This is a genomic window from Halomarina oriensis, from assembly GCF_009791395.1.
GTDB lineage: Archaea > Halobacteriota > Halobacteria > Halobacteriales > Haloarculaceae > Halomarina > Halomarina oriensis.
The window spans coordinates 756,956-773,111 of the sequence record NZ_WSZK01000015.1; the positions used below are offsets into that span (position 1 = coordinate 756,956).

General features: G+C 68.9%; 13 protein-coding genes. 5 read left to right on the plus strand and 8 right to left on the minus strand.

What is annotated here, in order from left to right; genetic code table 11:
* Nucleotides 1-112: 112 nt before the first annotated feature.
* From GQS65_RS10495 to GQS65_RS10525, 7 genes are all read right to left on the minus strand, one after another.
* Entirely contained in the window at nt 113-1,669 is a 1,557-nt protein-coding gene (locus tag GQS65_RS10495; protein ID WP_158204543.1) for a dihydrolipoamide acetyltransferase family protein, read from the minus strand.
* Nucleotides 1,670-2,671 (minus strand): alpha-ketoacid dehydrogenase subunit beta, encoded by a 1,002-nt coding sequence (locus GQS65_RS10500; RefSeq protein ID WP_158204544.1) that lies wholly within the window; start codon nt 2,669-2,671, stop codon nt 1,670-1,672.
* Entirely contained in the window at nt 2,668-3,771 is a 1,104-nt protein-coding gene (pdhA, locus tag GQS65_RS10505; RefSeq protein WP_158204545.1) for a pyruvate dehydrogenase (acetyl-transferring) E1 component subunit alpha, read from the minus strand. Before pdhA ends, GQS65_RS10500 begins: the two co-directional genes overlap by 4 nt.
* Nucleotides 3,772-4,062: 291 nt before the next feature.
* Entirely contained in the window at nt 4,063-4,998 is a 936-nt protein-coding gene (lipA, locus tag GQS65_RS10510; protein ID WP_158204546.1) for a lipoyl synthase, read from the minus strand.
* Nucleotides 4,999-5,071: 73 nt separating this feature from the next.
* Nucleotides 5,072-5,962: a trehalose-phosphatase gene (otsB, locus tag GQS65_RS10515; protein ID WP_158204547.1), complete on the minus strand. Its 891-nt coding sequence runs from the start codon at nt 5,960-5,962 to the stop codon at nt 5,072-5,074.
* Nucleotides 5,959-7,464 carry an alpha,alpha-trehalose-phosphate synthase (UDP-forming) gene (locus tag GQS65_RS10520; RefSeq protein WP_158204548.1) on the minus strand — a complete coding sequence of 502 codons (1,506 nt, stop codon included), beginning with the start codon at nt 7,462-7,464 and terminating at the stop codon, nt 5,959-5,961. Before GQS65_RS10520 ends, otsB begins: the two co-directional genes overlap by 4 nt.
* A complete protein-coding gene (locus GQS65_RS10525; protein ID WP_158204549.1) occupies nt 7,464-7,610 on the minus strand; it encodes a hypothetical protein in 147 nt (48 codons plus the stop codon). Before GQS65_RS10525 ends, GQS65_RS10520 begins: the two co-directional genes overlap by 1 nt.
* Before the next feature lie 236 nt (nt 7,611-7,846).
* On the opposite strand from GQS65_RS10525, the gene GQS65_RS10530 reads away from it, so the two are divergent.
* The 5 genes from GQS65_RS10530 to GQS65_RS10550 all read left to right on the plus strand — a co-directional run bounded on the left by GQS65_RS10530 (nt 7,847) and on the right by GQS65_RS10550 (nt 15,470).
* Nucleotides 7,847-9,286 carry an MATE family efflux transporter gene (locus GQS65_RS10530; protein ID WP_158204550.1) on the plus strand — a complete coding sequence of 480 codons (1,440 nt, stop codon included), beginning with the start codon at nt 7,847-7,849 and terminating at the stop codon, nt 9,284-9,286.
* A gap of 91 nt (nt 9,287-9,377) precedes the next feature.
* On the plus strand, nt 9,378-11,717 hold the full coding sequence (locus GQS65_RS10535) for a DEAD/DEAH box helicase (protein ID WP_368280048.1): 2,340 nt from the start codon (nt 9,378-9,380) through the stop codon (nt 11,715-11,717).
* 211 nt (nt 11,718-11,928) lie between these two features.
* Nucleotides 11,929-12,654, plus strand: coding sequence for a topoisomerase DNA-binding C4 zinc finger domain-containing protein (locus GQS65_RS10540; protein ID WP_158204551.1), 726 nt, complete (start codon nt 11,929-11,931; stop codon nt 12,652-12,654).
* 70 nt (nt 12,655-12,724) lie between these two features.
* Nucleotides 12,725-13,726 (plus strand): tRNA-intron lyase, encoded by a 1,002-nt coding sequence (gene endA, locus GQS65_RS10545; protein ID WP_158204552.1) that lies wholly within the window; start codon nt 12,725-12,727, stop codon nt 13,724-13,726.
* A gap of 91 nt (nt 13,727-13,817) precedes the next feature.
* Nucleotides 13,818-15,470, plus strand: a complete 1,653-nt coding sequence (locus GQS65_RS10550) for a tryptophan--tRNA ligase (RefSeq protein ID WP_158204676.1) — start codon at nt 13,818-13,820, stop codon at nt 15,468-15,470.
* A gap of 9 nt (nt 15,471-15,479) precedes the next feature.
* Here the strand turns inward: GQS65_RS10550 and GQS65_RS10555 are convergent, their stop codons facing one another.
* On the minus strand, nt 15,480-16,112 hold the full coding sequence (locus GQS65_RS10555) for a class I SAM-dependent methyltransferase (protein ID WP_158204553.1): 633 nt from the start codon (nt 16,110-16,112) through the stop codon (nt 15,480-15,482).
* Nucleotides 16,113-16,156: the final 44 nt, after the last annotated feature.

A 16,156-nucleotide genomic window follows, 5' to 3' on the forward strand; every position in this document is an offset into this window, starting at 1 on the left:
TTTGCGATGGTCTGCCAACCCCTCCGTTTCGACTGCAGAACCGTGACACTCCTCGCCGTCTGACGACCGACTCCGAAGGAGAACGGAGAGAAATCGAGCGACTGCGAGCCGACTACTCCAGCAACAGGAGCGACGGGTTCTCCAGGTACTCCATGACGCGGTTCGTGAACGCGGCGGCCTGTGCGCCGTCGATGACGCGGTGGTCGATGGACAGGGAGAGCGTCATCACGTGGCGCGGGACGACCTCGCCGTCGACGACGCGCGGTTTCTCCTTGATGGCCCCCAGCCCGAGAATCGCCGTCTCGGGGAAGTTGATGATGGGGGTGGCGTACTCGCCGCCGATGGCCCCGAAGTTGGTGATGGTGAACGTCCCGTCTTGCATCTCCGTCCGGGAGATGGAGCGCTCGCGCGCCTTCTCGACGAGTTCGTTCATCTCCGAGGACATCTGGAGCATCCCCTTCCGGTCGGCGTGCTTGACGACCGGGACCATCAGACCCGCGTCGGTGCCGACGGCGACGCCGACGTTGTAATCCTTCCGCAGGATTATCTCCTCGCTCTCCTCGTCGAGCGTCGAGTTGAGATACGGAAACTCCTTGAGGCCCGCGACGACGGCCTTGATGACGAACGGCATGTACGTCAGTTTGATGCCGCGTTCCTCGGCCACGTCCTTGAGGTCGCCGCGCGTGGCGACGAGTTCGGTGACGTCCACCTCGTCGTGGTGGGTGACGTGCGGGGCGGTGTACTTCGAGCGCGCCATCTGCTTGCCGATGGTGCGGCGGATGCCGCGGTACGGGACGCGTTCGTCCTCGGCGCTCTCGGAGGTGCCGGCCTGCACCGCTTCGGTGTCGGCCTCCTGAGCCGCCTGCATCGCCTCTGCGTACTGCGTGACCTGCTCGGGCGTGACGAACGCCTGTCCGTCGCGCTCCTCGTCGGTCGGGACGGCGTTCAGGTCGACGCCCTCGTCCTCGGCCAGCTTGCGGGTGGCCGGCGCGGCGAGCGTCCGCTCGCGGTCGGCGCTCTCGACGTTTGCAGCCTGTGCGCTCGATGCGCCCGCGGAGCCACTGTCACCCTCGTCTCCCACGCGCTTCGTGGCGGACTTGACGCCGTCGGTCGGGGCCTCGGGAGCGTCGGACTCGTCGTCCGCCTCGCCACCGGAGTCGGCGTGTGCGCGCACGTCGGCGTCATTCACCCGGCCACCGGGACCGGAGCCGTCGACCTGCGCGATGTCGACGCCCAACTCGCGGGCGAGTCGACGGGCGCTCGGGGCGGCGAAGACGCGACCCTCGGGGGTCGAGACTTCTTCGGCATCGGCGCTCGCGCCGTTAGTCTCTGCCGCCTGTTCGGTACCTGCGGTCTCCTCGGTGTCGCCCGCCGAGACGCCCTCGTCGTCGGCGCTGGTCGACTCCGACGCGCTCTCGCCGTCCTCGCCTTCGGTCTCGAAGACGATGATGACGTTCCCGACCGGGACCATCTCGCCGGCCTCGGCGCGAATCTCCTTGACCGTCCCGTTGACGGGCGAGGGGACTTCGACGACGGCCTTGTCGGTCTCGGCCTCGGCGACCGGCTGGTCCTCGCTGACCGGGTCGCCCTCTTCGACGAGCCAGTTGACGATCTCGGCCTCCGTCAGGCCCTCCCCGACGTCGGGGAGTTTGAACTCGCGGACGCCCATCTAGAACTCCACCGCCTCGCGGATGCCGTCCGCGACACGGGCCTTCTCGGGCAGGTAGTAGTCTTCCAGTGCGTACAGCGGGAACGGGACGTCGAAACCGGTGATGCGCTTGACGGGCGCTTCCTGGTAGAGCAGCGCCTCCTCCTGAATCGTCGCCGTAATCTCGCCGGCGAGACCGCCCGTCTGGGGGGCCTCGTGGACGACGGCGGCGCGACCGGTCTTCTTGAACGACTCGACGATGGTCTCGGTGTCCATCGGCGAGAGCGTCCGCAGGTCGACGACCTCGACGTCGATACCGTCCTCGGCGAGGTCCTCGGCGGCCTCCATCGTCGGGCGGGTCATCGCCCCCCACGTGAACACCGAGATGTCGGTGCCCTCGCGGCGGACGGCGGCCTTCCCGAGTTCGACGGTGTAGGTGTCGTCGGGCACCTCCTCGCGGAACGCGCGGTAGATGAGCTTCGGTTCGAGGAAGATGACCGGGTCGGGGTCACGAATCGAGGCTGCGAGCAGCCCCTTCGTGTCGTAGGGTGTCGACGGGATGACGACCTTGAGGCCCGGTTCGTGGACGTAGAACGCCTCCTTCGACTCGGAGTGGTGTTCCGGTGCGCGGATACCGCCGCCGTAGGGTGCGCGGACGACCATCGAGGCCGTGTAGCGACCGCGCGAGCGGTTTCGCAGGCGTGCGGCGTGGCTGACGATCTGGTCGAACGCCGGGTACATGAACCCGGAGAACTGCATCTCGGCGACCGGCTTCAGGCCGTAGGCGGCCATGCCGACGGCGGTGCCGGCGATGCCGGACTCGGCGAGCGGGGTGTCGATGACGCGCTCGTCACCGAACTCGTCCCACAGGCCCTCCGTCGCGCGGAAGACGCCGCCGTTCTTCCCGACGTCCTCGCCCATGACGATGACGTCGTCGTCCCGTTCCAGTTCGCCGTACAGGCCGTCGCGGACCGCCTGCACGAGCGTCAGATTCTGTGTCGACTGCTGGTCTTGCGTACTCATTCGAGGAGTTCCTCGTCTCCGTGGCGTTCGCGTAGCTGTTCGAGGTGATCGAGCTGTTCCTGCAGGCGCTTGGGCATCTCCGCGTAGACGTCGGCGAACATCTCGGCGGGGTCGGGCCGTTCGGCGGCCTCGGCCGCGGAGATGGCCTCCGCCACCTCGTCTTCGATCTCCTGGTCCATGGCGTCGACCGACTCGTCGTCGAGCAGGCCGTTGTTCCGGAGGTACGATTCGAGGCGCGGAATCGGGTCTTTCGCCTTCCACTCCTCGACCTCGTCGTCCTCGCGGTAGACCGAGGGGTCGTCGGCGGTGGTGTGCGCACCGAAGCGGTACTGGACCGCCTCGATGAGCGTCGGGCGCAGTTGCCCCTCCGCGGGGTTCTTCGCCTTCTCGACGGCGTCGCGGGTCACCTTGTACACCGCGAGCGGGTCCATCCCGTCGACCTGCACGCCCTCGAAGCCGTAGCCGACGGCCTTCTGGGAGATGGTCTCGCTGGCGGTCTGGCGTTCGCGGGGGACCGAGATGGCCCACTGGTTGTTGTTACAGAAGAAGATGGCCGGCGCGTCGTAGACGCCCGCGAAGTTGAGGCCCTCGTGGAAGTCCCCCTCCGAGGTGGCACCGTCGCCGAAGTAGGTGAGAAACGCGTTCTCCTCGCCTTTCAGCTTCGATGCCCACGCCATGCCCGCCCCGTGGAGAATCTGCGTGGCGATGGGCACCGCGATGGTGAACACGTTCTGTTCGTCCATCCGGTTGGCGCGTTCGTCGCCCATCCAGTAGCGCAGCGACTGGTCGAGGCCGACGCCGCGGACGTACACCGAGGCGTGTTCGCGGTACGACGGGATGACCCAGTCGTCGGGGTCGAGCGCCGCCGCGCTGCCGACCTGTGCGCCCTCCTGGCCCGAGAGCGGTGGGTACGTCCCCATCCGTCCCTGGCGCTGGAGGCTCACCGCACGCTGGTCGAAGTGGCGCGCGGTGGCCATCGCACGGTACATCGAGACGAGGGTGTCGTCGTCGAGGTCCGGTACCTCGGCACCGTCGCGGACACGGCCGTCCTCGTCGAGAATCTGGACGCGCTCGCGCGGGTCGCGCTGGAGCGTACTCATACCGCCCTCCATGACATGTGACGGAATCCACTACCCGGCCGCTTAGTGTTTTCGTAAAACGGTTTCGTTCGTGCTGGTTATTGCCACTCCAGAGGAGTCCTGCATCGAACTCGTGTCTTCGGCGACCCGAATTACTCCACAAGCGTCGGTTCTACGCGAGTGAACTGGACACCGCGGGGGTCGGGTTGTCTCTACACGTCGGATTCCGAACGAACGTTCACCACGGACCGGTTCGCCGTCGCTCGCCGTTCGACACGACGGGTCGCTCCGGCGTGTCCGGGGCTGTCGTCCTCAGTCGCTCGACCCGGCGCGGGCGGTGACGCGGGCCTCCTCGACGCTCGCGCCGTCACGGACGAGCGCCTCGACGAACAGTTCACCGGCCTTGTACGACGAGCGGACCATCGGTCCCGAAGCACAGTAGAGGAAGCCGAACTCCTCCTCGGCGACCCGCTCCCAGACGTCGAACGTGTCGGGGTGGACGTAGTCGAACACTTCGAGGTGCGACCGGGACGGCTGGAGGTACTGGCCGAACGTCACCACGTCGACGTCGGCCTCGTGGAGGTCCGACAGCGCCTGGTAGACCTCGTGGTCGTACTCGCCGACGCCGAGCATCAGCGAGGTCTTCGTGTAGATGTCGGACTCCTCGCTGACCTGTTCGAGCACCGCGAGCGACTGCTCGTAGGTCGCCCGGCGGTCACGGACCGGCCACTGGAGACGTTCGACCGTCTCGACGTTGTGTGCGACGACGTCCGGTCCGGCCTCGACGATCCGCCGGACGGCCTCTCGGTCGCCCGCGAAGTCGGGGATGAGGACCTCGACGAGGATGGAGGGGTCGCGGCGCTTTATCTGGCGGATGGTCTCGGCGAAGTGCGCCGACCCGCCGTCTTCGAGATCGTCGCGGTCGACGCTCGTCAGGACGACGTACTCCAGGCCGATTTCGGCGACCGCCTCGGCGACGTTCGCGGGTTCGTCTTCGTCCAGCGGTTCCATTCCGCCGGTCTCCACGTCACAGAAGTTACAGCCACGCGAGCAGCGGTCGCCCATCAGCATGAACGTCGCCGTCCCCGGTCCGTCGCGGCCGCTCCAGCACTCCCCGAGGTTCGGACAGTTCGCCTCCTCACAGACCGTGTGGAGGTCGTGGTCCCGGAGGGTCCGTTTGATCTCGGTGTAGCGCTGACCCGACGGTGGCCGCATCTTCAGCCAGTCGGGTTTGCGCCGGTAGCTCATACGAGAGGGTTCGTCGGGCGAGGCAAAAGCGTGCGGATTGTCACGGTCGGTCGTGGGGGCGTCCCGCCGCGCGTCACCGCGTCCCGTCGTCCGCGACGCCGTCGTCGCTCGCCAGCCACCCCAGCAGGTCGCCGACGGCCGCCGGTGACGCGACGTGGTGGGCGTCGTCGGGGCCGTCCTCGCCGACGAACACCGCGACCCCGCGGTCGGCGGCCGCCTCCAGTCCGGTCTGGTCGCTGCGGTCGTCGCCGACGTAGACGACCAGCGGGTCGGTGGGGGCGTCGCGGCCGTGTTCGTCCGCGACCTCGTCGGCTAGCGCCGCGACGGCCGCCCCCTTCGTCGCGTCGCTGGCCGGTCCGACCTCCAGCACCTCGCGGCCCCGCGAGACGTGGAGTCCGCCCGCGCGGTCGGCGACACGTCCGACCGTCTCGGCGATGCGGTCGTAGCGGTCCTCGGGGACGTTCCGGGTGTGGACCGCGAGCGACCAGCGCTTGTCCTCGATTTCGATGCCCGCGGTCCACCCCAGTTTGTCGACCAGTGTGTCGCGGACGCGTGCGAGTCGCCTCTCGGTCCGTCTCGCGTCCGGATGGACTCGAACCCCGTCCTCTTCCGGCCGGGTCCGTTCGAGGCCGGCGTTCCCGACGTAGTGGACTCGTCCGACGCCGACGCGGTCACGGACGTCGGCCAGTTCGCGGCCACTCACGACGGCGACGGTGACGTCGTCGCGCGCGCTCAGTTCGTGGAGGCGCTCCCGGTTCCCCGGTCGAATCGTCGCGGCGTCGGGGTCGGCGACGATGGGCGCGAGCGTCCCGTCGAAGTCGAGACAGAGGAGGACGTGTTCGTGTGAACGCAGGGCGCTCGTGAGACGGTCGCGCAGGTCGGCGTCCGACGTGCTCGGCGGGGCGCAGTCGGTCTCACCCGCCGCTCCGTCGGTCGTGTCCGGTCCCGACCACCGTTCGCTCATCGGTCGTGGGCCTGGCGGACCGCCTGAGCCTCGCCGAAGATGTCGCTCATCCACTGCTCGATGTCGTTGGCCGCGACGGCCGCCCGCAGGTTCGCCATCCGCTCGCGGCGGTCCTCCTCGGGCATCGTCACTGCCGTCTCGATGTGCTCGGCGAACGACGCGGTGTCGTAGGGGGCGATGGAGAGCGCGAACTCGCCGAGCTCGTCCTCCGCGCCCGCGAGTTCGCTGAGCAGGAGTACGCCGGGGTCGCCCGTCTGGGCGGCGATGTACTCCTTGGCGACGAGGTTCATCCCGTCGCGGATGGGCGAGACGATGGCGATGTCGGCGTGGCGATACAGGCCGTACAGCCGAGTCGTCGAGAGGTGGCTGTCGACCCGCACGACGGGCCGCCAGTCGTCGGTGCCGAACCGGTCGTTGATACGCTCGATGGCCTCCTCGACCCGGTCGGCGACGTCGCCGTACGCCGGGATGCGCGAGCGACTCTCGCTCAACTTCTGGACGTGGGTCAGTTCGCCGCGCCACTCGGGGTTGTCCTCGAAGAACCGTTCGAGCGCGTCGAGGCGTTCGGGGATGCCCTTCGTGTAGTCCAGTCGGTCGACACCGACCGAGAGCGTCACGTCGGGGTCGACGCCGATCTCGCGGGCGAAATCCGTCCACTCCTCGTCGGTACAGGCGTCGGCCTCCGCCTCGATGGTGTCGACGTCGACGCCCATCGGGAACGCCCGGACGCGCGTCGTCTCGCCGTCGCGGTGGACCTCGCCGGTCCGGTCGTCGACGGTGGCGTCGTCGAAACACGCCGCGACGCAGTCGAGGAACGCCTCGCAGTACCGGGGGACGTGAAAGCCCAGCAGGTCGTTGGCGAGCAGTCCGTCGAGGAGCGCCTCGCGGACCGGACAGGCACGGAACGTCTCCCAGTCGGGCCACGGGATGTGCCAGAACTGCAGTAGCGTCGCGTCGGGTGCCTGCTCGCGTACGTGTCGCGGCGCGAGGCCGAAGTGGTAGTCCTGGAACCAGACCACCGAGTCCGGGCCGACACCCTCGGCGACGGCGTCGGCGAACGTCTCGTTGACCGCCCGGTACTGCGCCCAGTGGTCGTCGTCGTACGCCATCGTCTCGACCAGGCCGTGACTCAGCGGCCAGAGCACCTGGTTGGCGAACCCGTAGTAGTAGCCCTCCACGTCCTCGTCGTCCAGCCAGACGCGCCGGAGCGTGTACGAGGGGTCGTCGGGCGGGACACGGACGCAGTCGTCGCCGTCGACGACCGCTCGGTCGGCGTCGCCGTCGCCCCACGCGACCCAGGTCCCGTCGACGCGCTGGACCACGGGGTCCAGTCCCGCGGTCAACCCGCCGACGGGCCGGTCGGTGACGACGTTCCCCGCCTCGTCGTAGCGGTGTCGGTACGGCTGTCGGTTCGAGACGACGAACAGGTCGTCGGTCACCCGCGCTCTCTCGTCTCGTTCGTCGGCCACGGCGGTCCGGGCGGCCCCGGTGAGTTCCGTCATCAGCCGGCCACCTCGCCGCCACACCCGGCGTCGGTGTAACGGGCGTCCGCCGGTTCGTCCCCTCGTTCGGCCTCTCCGCTCGCCCCCGTCCTCGCACGCTCCCGACGGGCGCTCGCCCGCCGTCCTCGGTCGGTCGGCTGTGTCATGTCCTGTCTGTCAAACGGCCGAGCGAAGACTATCCCCTTCTGCCTGTATGGGCCAACCCCTTTTAGGCGAAAACGGGTTTCGTGACCGTCCAGCGACCCGTTCTGTCTCGTCGGCCGGTCGGTCTCTCCCGACGACGACACGCCGCCGCCGCTCTCGTGACCGGCGCTCTCTCCGAAGGGACGTTCACGAGTTAAATTGCAAAAATTAATAACGTGTGTGGCAAAATCGGGCATAGATGTTCGACCTCTCGCCAGACGACATCACCGAGGGGCCCGTGTTGCGGGCGATGCTCGTGCTGGCGGCTCCGTTGCTGGTGCAGAACCTCGTCCAGGTCGTCCAGCAGGTCGTCGACCTGTTCTGGCTCGGCCGCCTCAGCGACGCCGCCGTCTCGGCTATCGGCCTGACGCTCCCGCTCATCACGCTCCTGTTCGCGCTCACGGTGTACGTCCCGCTGGTCGGGACCCAGATTCTCGTCTCACAGCGCGTCGGAACCGACGACGTCGTGGGTGCACGCCGGGCGATGTTCACGGGGCTGTTCGTGGCGTCCGTCTCGGCCGTCGTCGGGGGAGCGGTCGTCTTCTTCGGCGCTCGGCCGATGCTCGAAACGCTCACGCTGGTCCGGCCGAGCGCGTCGGGGGAGGCGGCGGCGCTCGAACTGGCGGCCACCTACGTCCGCGTCACCGCTCTCGGCCTCCCCCTGCTCTTGCTCTCGGACACGACCGAGGGCGCGTTCCTCGGGTGGGGTGACTCGAAGACGGCGATGCGGATGAACGTCATCGCCGTCGTCGTCAACGTCGTCCTCGACCCGGTGCTCATCTTCGGGGTCACTCTCGGCGGCGTCGAGTTCGCCGGGCTCGGTATCGCTGGCGCGGCGTTGGCGACCGTCGTCGGCTACACCGTCGGCGGGTCGTACGGCTACGTCAGGGTCGCCCGTGGCGCACACGGCGGGATGCTCTCGCGGGCGACGGCGACGGTCGACTGGGGAGAGGTCCGGGAGATGTTCGACGTCGGCGGTCCCATCGCGGGCCAGAACGTCGTCAAGCAGGTGGCGGACGTGCTGCTCGTGACCGTCGCCTTCGCCGTCGGCGGTGCTCCCGCACTCGCGGCGTGGGCCGTCGGCTTCCGTGTCGCCTCGCTCGCGGTCATCCCGGCCACCGGGATGCAGCAGGCAGCCCAGAGCGTCATCGGCCAGAACCTCGGGGCTGGCTACGTCGGCCGTGCCCACCGCGCGACGTGGCAGGGAGCGATTCTCGCCGCCGTCGGACTCGGCGTCCTCGGCGTCGTCCAGTGGTTCCTCCCCGGTCTCATCATCGAGACGTTCGCACCGACGCTCTCGGCGCGCGGGAGCGAGTTCACCGCGCTGTACCTCCGCATCCTCGCGGTCGGCTACCCCGCGATGGGTGCGATGTACCTCTTCCAGGCCGGCTTCAACGGCGCGAGTCGGACGAGGACGAGCTTCGTCGCCAGTCTCGGCCAGCACTGGGGCGTCCGCGTCCCGGTCGCCGTCCTCGGGTCGGGCGTCCTGGGTACGTTGGCGGTCGGATTCGGCATCGCCGCCGTGTTCTGGGCGGTGACGCTCTCTAACGTCGCCGCCGCCGTCGGCCTCGGTCTCTACTACTACTACTCGACCGAACGGGGGATGCTCGACCGGGCCGCGGAAGCGGCAGCGGCGTAGGCGACCGTCCGCTCCGTTCGCTCCCGACTCGTTCGCGGACGCGTAGTTCGCCAATCGCTAGGTCTTTGGCCGCCCGCTCCCGTCACCACCTGTGAACGTCGCCGAGCGCCTCCCGAAGTTCGCCGACGCCTTCCCGTTCGACTCGTTCAATCGGATGCAGGCGTCGGCGTACCCGGCCATCATGGAGCGCGACGAGAACGTCGTCGTGAGCGCCCCGACCGCCAGCGGGAAGACGGCGCTCGCCGAACTCGCCATCTGCAAGACGCTCGCAGACGGGGGCACGGCCCTGTTTCTCGCCCCGCTTCGCGCACTGACCAACGAGAAGGAGAGCGAGTGGGAACGCTTCGAGGAGATGGGCTACTCCGTCTACGTCGTCACGGGTGAACGCGACCTGAGCCCACGACGCGCCGAACGCGCCGACATCCTCGTGATGACCCCGGAGAAGGCCGACTCCGCGACCCGCAAACACGACTCCGCACGCTACGGCTTCATCCGGGACGTCGACTGCTGTGTCATCGACGAGGTCCACCTGCTCGACTCCGATAGACGAGGCGCGGTGCTGGAGGTCACTATCTCGCGGCTCCGGCGACTGTGTGGCCCGCGTATCGTGGCGCTGTCGGCGACGATGCCGAACGTCGACGACGTGGCGCGCTGGCTCGACGCGCCCCCCGAGTGTACCTTCGAGTTCGACGACGCGTATCGCCCCGTCCCCCTCGAAGCCAGCGTCAAGACCTACTCGCGGGGGGACAACCCGTTCGCCGACAAGTACCGCCGCCTGTATCGGGCGCTGGACCTCGCGGAACCCCACATCGGCGACGGCGGGCAGGCGCTCGTCTTCGTCGCCTCCCGGCAGGACACCGTCCGCGCCGCCGAGAAGGCCCGCGACGAACTCGCCAAGCGCGACGTCCCGATGGGCGCACGCGGCGACTACGACTTCCACACCGAAGCCCAGGAGCTGCAGAACCAGACGCTCCGCAAGTCCGTCCTCGACGGCGTGGGCTTCCACCACGCCGGCCTCGCCAAGGGTGACAAGGACCGCGTCGAGGAGTGGTTCAAGCGCGGCGACGTCCAACTGCTGTTCTCGACGTCGACGCTCGCGTGGGGTGTCAACCTGCCAGCGAGATGCGTCGTCATCCGCGACACCAAGCTCCACGACCCGCTGGAGGGCGAGGTGGACATGAGCCCCCTCGACGTCCTCCAGATGCTCGGCCGCGCCGGGCGACCGGGCTACGACGACGCGGGCTACGCCTACGTCGTCTGCCAGTACTCCGACAAGCAGCGGTACGAACAGCTACTCAGCGAGGGCAAGGAGATAGAGTCCAGACTCGCGGGCGAACTCGACGCGCACCTCAACGCCGAGATCTCGCTCGGGACGATTCGGGACTTAGAGGACGTGATGGACTGGCTGGAGACCACCTTCTACTACGTTCGGGCGCAGTCCGCCCCCGACGGCTACGACTTCGGCGGCCGCCTGCGCGAGCGGGTCCGCGAGACGCTCTCCAGACTCGTCGAGTCGGGGTTCGTCGAGACGGGGACGGACCTCGGCGTCGAGGGGACGGCGCTCGGCCGCCTCGCCTCGCGGTACTACCTCCGCCTCGACACCGCCGAGCGGTTCGCCGACCTGGCGGCGCGCGAGTCGGTCGACGAGGGTGCGGTCCTCGAATGCGTCGCGGGCGCGGCGGAGTTCGACAGCGTCTCGTGTCGCTCGGCGGAGCGAGACGCCGTGAACAGTATCCTGAGCGGCTCCGACTCGCTGGACGACGACGGCCACCGGAAGGTGCTCGCCATCCTCCGGGCGAGCATGACCGGGTCGACGCCGGGTGAACTCCAGAGCGACGCGTGGGTCATCCGGCAGAACGCGCTCCGCCTGCTCGCCGCGCTCCGGGAGTTCCTCGACACGTTCGACGCGCCCGTCGCCGCGAACCTCGCCCGACGCACCGAGGCACGAGTCGAACACGGCGTGAGTGCGGGTGCAGTCGGTCTGACCGCCATCGACGGCGTGGGCGCGGGTCGTGCCCAGCGCCTCGCCGACGAGGGGATGGTCACGCCCGCGGACGTCGTCGCCGCCGGCCAGGAGGGCCTCGTCGACGCCGGGATGTCCGAGGGCGTCGCCGAGACGCTGCTCCGGAACGCCCGTGACCTCCCGGTCGTCGAGGTGGAGTGGGGCGAGTTCCCGTCCTCGGTCGGTCGCGGCCAGAACGACATGCGCGAACTCCGCGTCCGGTCGACGGCCGGCGGCGCACGGGCGAACGTCGCCGTCACGGTCAACGGCGTCGAGATGGCCGACACGACGGCGTACCTCGGGGAGACCACCGTCCCGGCGGCCGTCTTCGGCGGCAGCGCCGACGAGATGACCTTCGAGGTGACCGTCGCGTTCCCTGACCTGCCGGTGTCGCCGGTCTCCGAGTCCCGAACGGTCCGGGTGGAGTAACGCGGTTCGAGCGAGCGCCAGCGAGCGAGAACCGCGGGAACCCGAACGGCGAACACAGTGAGCCGTGAGGAGCGTGAAGCAACGACCGACGAGCGCCAGCGAGCGAGAACCGCGGGAACCCGAACGGCGAACGCAGTGAGCCGTGAGGAGCGCGAAGCAACGACCGCCCTCTTACGAGCGTTCTTCAACCAGCACGCGACCAGCGAGGGCCATGTCCGGAAGCTTCCGACTGTTCGCCGGCGAGTGTACGACCGAGTTCGAGGGCACCGGCCCGCGCGCCAACTGCCAGCGCGGCCACGTCGTCTGTCTCGTCAAACCCGACGACACCGTGCTGGTCCACGACGCGGACGGCTACCAGCCGGTCGCGTGGCTCACGCGTCCCGAGGCGCTGACCGTCGAGTCCGACCCGGTCCGAATCGTCGCCCGCGATGGCGACCAGCGTCTTCGGGTCACGGTCCACGAGGAGTACGCGCTGAGCAGCGTGCCCGCGAGCGCCGCCGGAACGCCCGTCGGTTCCTGTCCGGGCTGTGGCGGGTCGCTCGTCCGCACGAAGGGGGGCGTGGTCTGTGTCGACTGCGACGTGCGCTACGGCCTGCCGGGGGACGCGTCGGTGCTCGACGAGACGTGTGACTGTGGGCTGCCACGGATTCGGGCCGAACGCGGGGCGACGTTCGAGGTCTGTCTGGACCGCGAGTGTGAGTCGCTGGACGCGGCGGTGAAGGAGGCGTTCGACCGCGCGTGGGACTGTCCGGAGTGTGGCGACGACCTGCGTATCATCCGTCGTGGCGGGTTGCTCGCTGGCTGTGACGCCTACCCCGACTGTGAGACGGCGTTCTCGTTCCCGCGCGGGGTCGTCGCGGGCACGTGTGACTGCGGGCTGCCGGCGTTCCGGACGGGGTCGGGGAGCGCTCGCTGTCTGGACGCGACCTGCGAGTAGTCACCCACCGGGCGACGGCCCGATACGGCGGAGGCGGACCGTTCATGGTGGTGGCGCCGACAGGTACCGTATGAACGCAGCGCTCGACGGCGACGTCGTACATCTGTCGGCCCCCGGTCGCCAGCGGTTCTACGACAACCGCGGCTACGGGCATCCCGACGGCGACGCTCTGGACCTCGCGCCGGTGGAGGCGGCTCACCTCCTCTTCCGGGGGGACATCGAGAGCGTCGACGGCATGGACTTCCGGTCGTTCCTGGCGACGACCGACTGCACGCTCGACTTCCTGGTCTACAAGGACCTCCGTGACCGCGGGTTCTACCTCTCGCCCGCCCGCTGGTACGACGACGGCCTCTCGGCGGACTTCGTCGTCTACCCGCGCGGCGACGGGCCGTGGGACGACGGTATCGAGTACCGGATGCGCGTCGTCGGCGAACGCGAACGCGTCGCGGCGTCCTCGCTCGACCAGACGCTCGCCGTCGTCGACGAGGAGTCCGAGATAACGTACCTCGGTGTCGACGACCCCGACATCACCGGGTCGAGCGACACCGACCTCCCGAGCGACGTCTACGGCGCACTGCTCGCCGACCGCGTCGTCCTCTGGGACCCGCCGGCGGACCTCTACCGACAGGCGTTCTACGGCCGGCCGCTCGACGGCCGCGAGGCGGACGGCCCGCTCCAGTGTTCCCTGCTCGAAGCGGCCTACCTCGCCGAACGCGGGGCCGTCAGCGTCGACGCCGAACACGCCGGCATCGTCGAGCGCGGCCGGCAGGTCGAGGGCGACCGGTTCGACCGCCGCCTCGCCGTCTACCGCGAACTGCGCGAGCGTGACGTCGTCCCCAAGACCGGCTTCAAGTTCGGGTCGGACTTCCGGACCTACGCCGACGTCGAGAGCGCCGACGATTTGGGGCACTCGGAGTTCCTCGTCCGCGTCGTCGGGTGCGACCACGAGTTCGCCCCGCGTGATTTGGCGCTCGACGTGCGACTGGCCCACGGCGTCCGCAAGACCATCGTCTTCGCGCTGGTCGACGGGAGTGAGGTGGAGTGGGTGTCGCTGTCCCGACTGACGCCGTAGTCTCCTGGCACACGCCGTCGCGGCGAGTGTGCGGCGACGTGGTATGCGAACCGTTTTGCCGACGCCCGCCGCCTCCCAGACAACGACCGCCATGAGCGACCACACCGACGAGCGACCGCGCGACGCTCGTGACCACACCGACGACGCGGACCGCTCCGTCCGCCCCGACGGCGGTACCGCCGCCGGAGCAGACGACGTGACACTCGACCCGTGGGGGTCCTCGACGGTCGCGGACTACCGCAAACTGTTCGAGCAGTTCGGCATCGAGGAGTTCGACGAGGTGCTCCCGGACGTGCCGACCCCCCACTACCTGATGCGCCGCGGCGTCATCTTCGGGCACCGCGAGTACCGCCGCGTCCTCGAAGCGATGGCCAACGACGACCCCGCCGCCGTCCTCTCGGGGTTCATGCCCACCGGCGACCCCCACATCGGCCACAAACTCGTCTTCGACGAGATCATCTGGCACCAACGACAGGGCCTCGACGCCTACGCGCTCATCGCGGACCTCGAAGCGCACGCCGCCCGCGGTCTCTCGTGGGCGGAGATCGACGAACACGCCCGCGACTACCTCCTGAGCCTGCTCGCCCTCGGGTTCGACCCCGAGGAGGGCGAACTGTATCGCCAGTCGGAGAACCGGCCGTTGCAGGACCTCGCCTTCGAGTTGGGTGTCAAGGCGAACTACTCGGAGCTGCAGGCCATCTACGGCTTCGACGGCGAGACCGACGTCTCGCACATGCAGTCGGTCGTCACGCAGATGGCCGACATCTGCTACCCCCAACTCGACGAACCGAAACCGACGGTCATCCCGGTCGGCCCGGACCAGGACCCCCACGTCCGCCTGTCGCGTGACCTCGCCTCGCGGATGCGCTTTTTCGGTGTCACCGAGGCGTACGCGAGTTTCGAGGTGGACGAGGCCGAACGTGCCGTCGTGGCGAACGCGTACGAGGCGCTCGCCGAGCGTGCGGCCGACCACGACGACGGCACCGTCCGCTGTCTCGACGCCGCCGTCCTCGTCGAGGAGGGAATCGAGGCCGTCGACTTCGACGACCGCCCACGGATGGACCAGTACGAGGCGGGCGACTCGGGGAGCGACGACCCCGAGGCCCGTGCCGCCGCGAAACTCGCCAACGCCGGGATGGAACCACTTCGCCCGCGTGTCCGGTTCCTCGACCGCAACGCCACGCCCGAGGCGTTCGCGGCGCTCGTCGAGGCCGTCGACGGCGAGAAGCGCGTGTTCGACGAGCACGTCGACGCGTTCGACCTGACCCACGACGAGGCCGAGTCGCTCGCACAGGACGTGGAGGTCGACAACGGCGGCTACGGCTTCGTCCCGCCGTCGTCCATCTACCACCGGTTCATGACCGGGCTGACGGGCGGGAAGATGTCATCCTCGATTCCGGCGTCGCACATCTCCTTGCTCGACGACCCCGCCGAGGGCTACGACAAGGTGAAGTCCGCGACGACGGGCGGCCGAGAGACCGCGGAACTCCAGCGCGAACTCGGCGGCGAGGCCGACGACTGTCCCGTCTACGAACTGTACGCCTACCTGCTCGCACAGGACGACGACGACCTGACCCGCGAGGTGTACGAGGAGTGCGTCGGCGGCGAGCGCCTCTGTGGCGGCTGTAAGGAGCAAGCGGCCGAGCTGATGCGCGAGTTCCTCGAAGACCACCAGGAGAAACGTGCCGAGGCCGAGGAACTGCTCGACTCGCTCGACGTCGAGTTGGAGAGTTCGCGGCGCTGAGTCGGACGCCTACTGTTCTTTCTGTACGACTACCGTCGGCGCGAACGTCACGAACGGTTCGTCCGGCGCGTCGACCGCCGCCCAGAAGTCCGCCGTCTTGACGCCGAGCACCGACTCCACGTCCGCGCGCGTGCGGAGATTCTCCTCGCCGACGACCAGCGAGAAGAACGCTTGGCTCTGCTCGTCCATCTCCAGCGCACCACGGCGGGTTCCGGACGACGGGTAGGAGACGACGAGGTGACCACCGGGAGCGACCCGGTCCCAGAGCGATTCGAGCGCGCGGTCCACGTCCTTGACGAAGAACAGGGTCGCAACGCAGTAGACGAGGTCGTACTCGCCGTCCGTGTCGAGGTCGGGGAGTGTGTCGACGGCGAAGGTGAGATTCTCCACATTCGCGTCCGCGGCGAGGTCGCGGTTGTCTCTCATCAGGTCCTCGGAGACGTCGACGCCGTGAACCGACGTCTCGGGGTGGCGTTCTGCGACGGCGAACTCGGTGACGGCGGGGCCACACCCCACCGACAGCATCGTCTCGGGGACTCGGGTTCGCTCGAAGAAGCGTTCGAGCAGGTCCGGCATCTCCTCGCCCGCGAGGTACGCGATGCGGTCGTAGTCGCGTTCGCGGTAGAACTCCGTCCACTCCATAGAGCACTGTTCTCCACTCTCGGTAATAATCGGGGTTGGTGTTC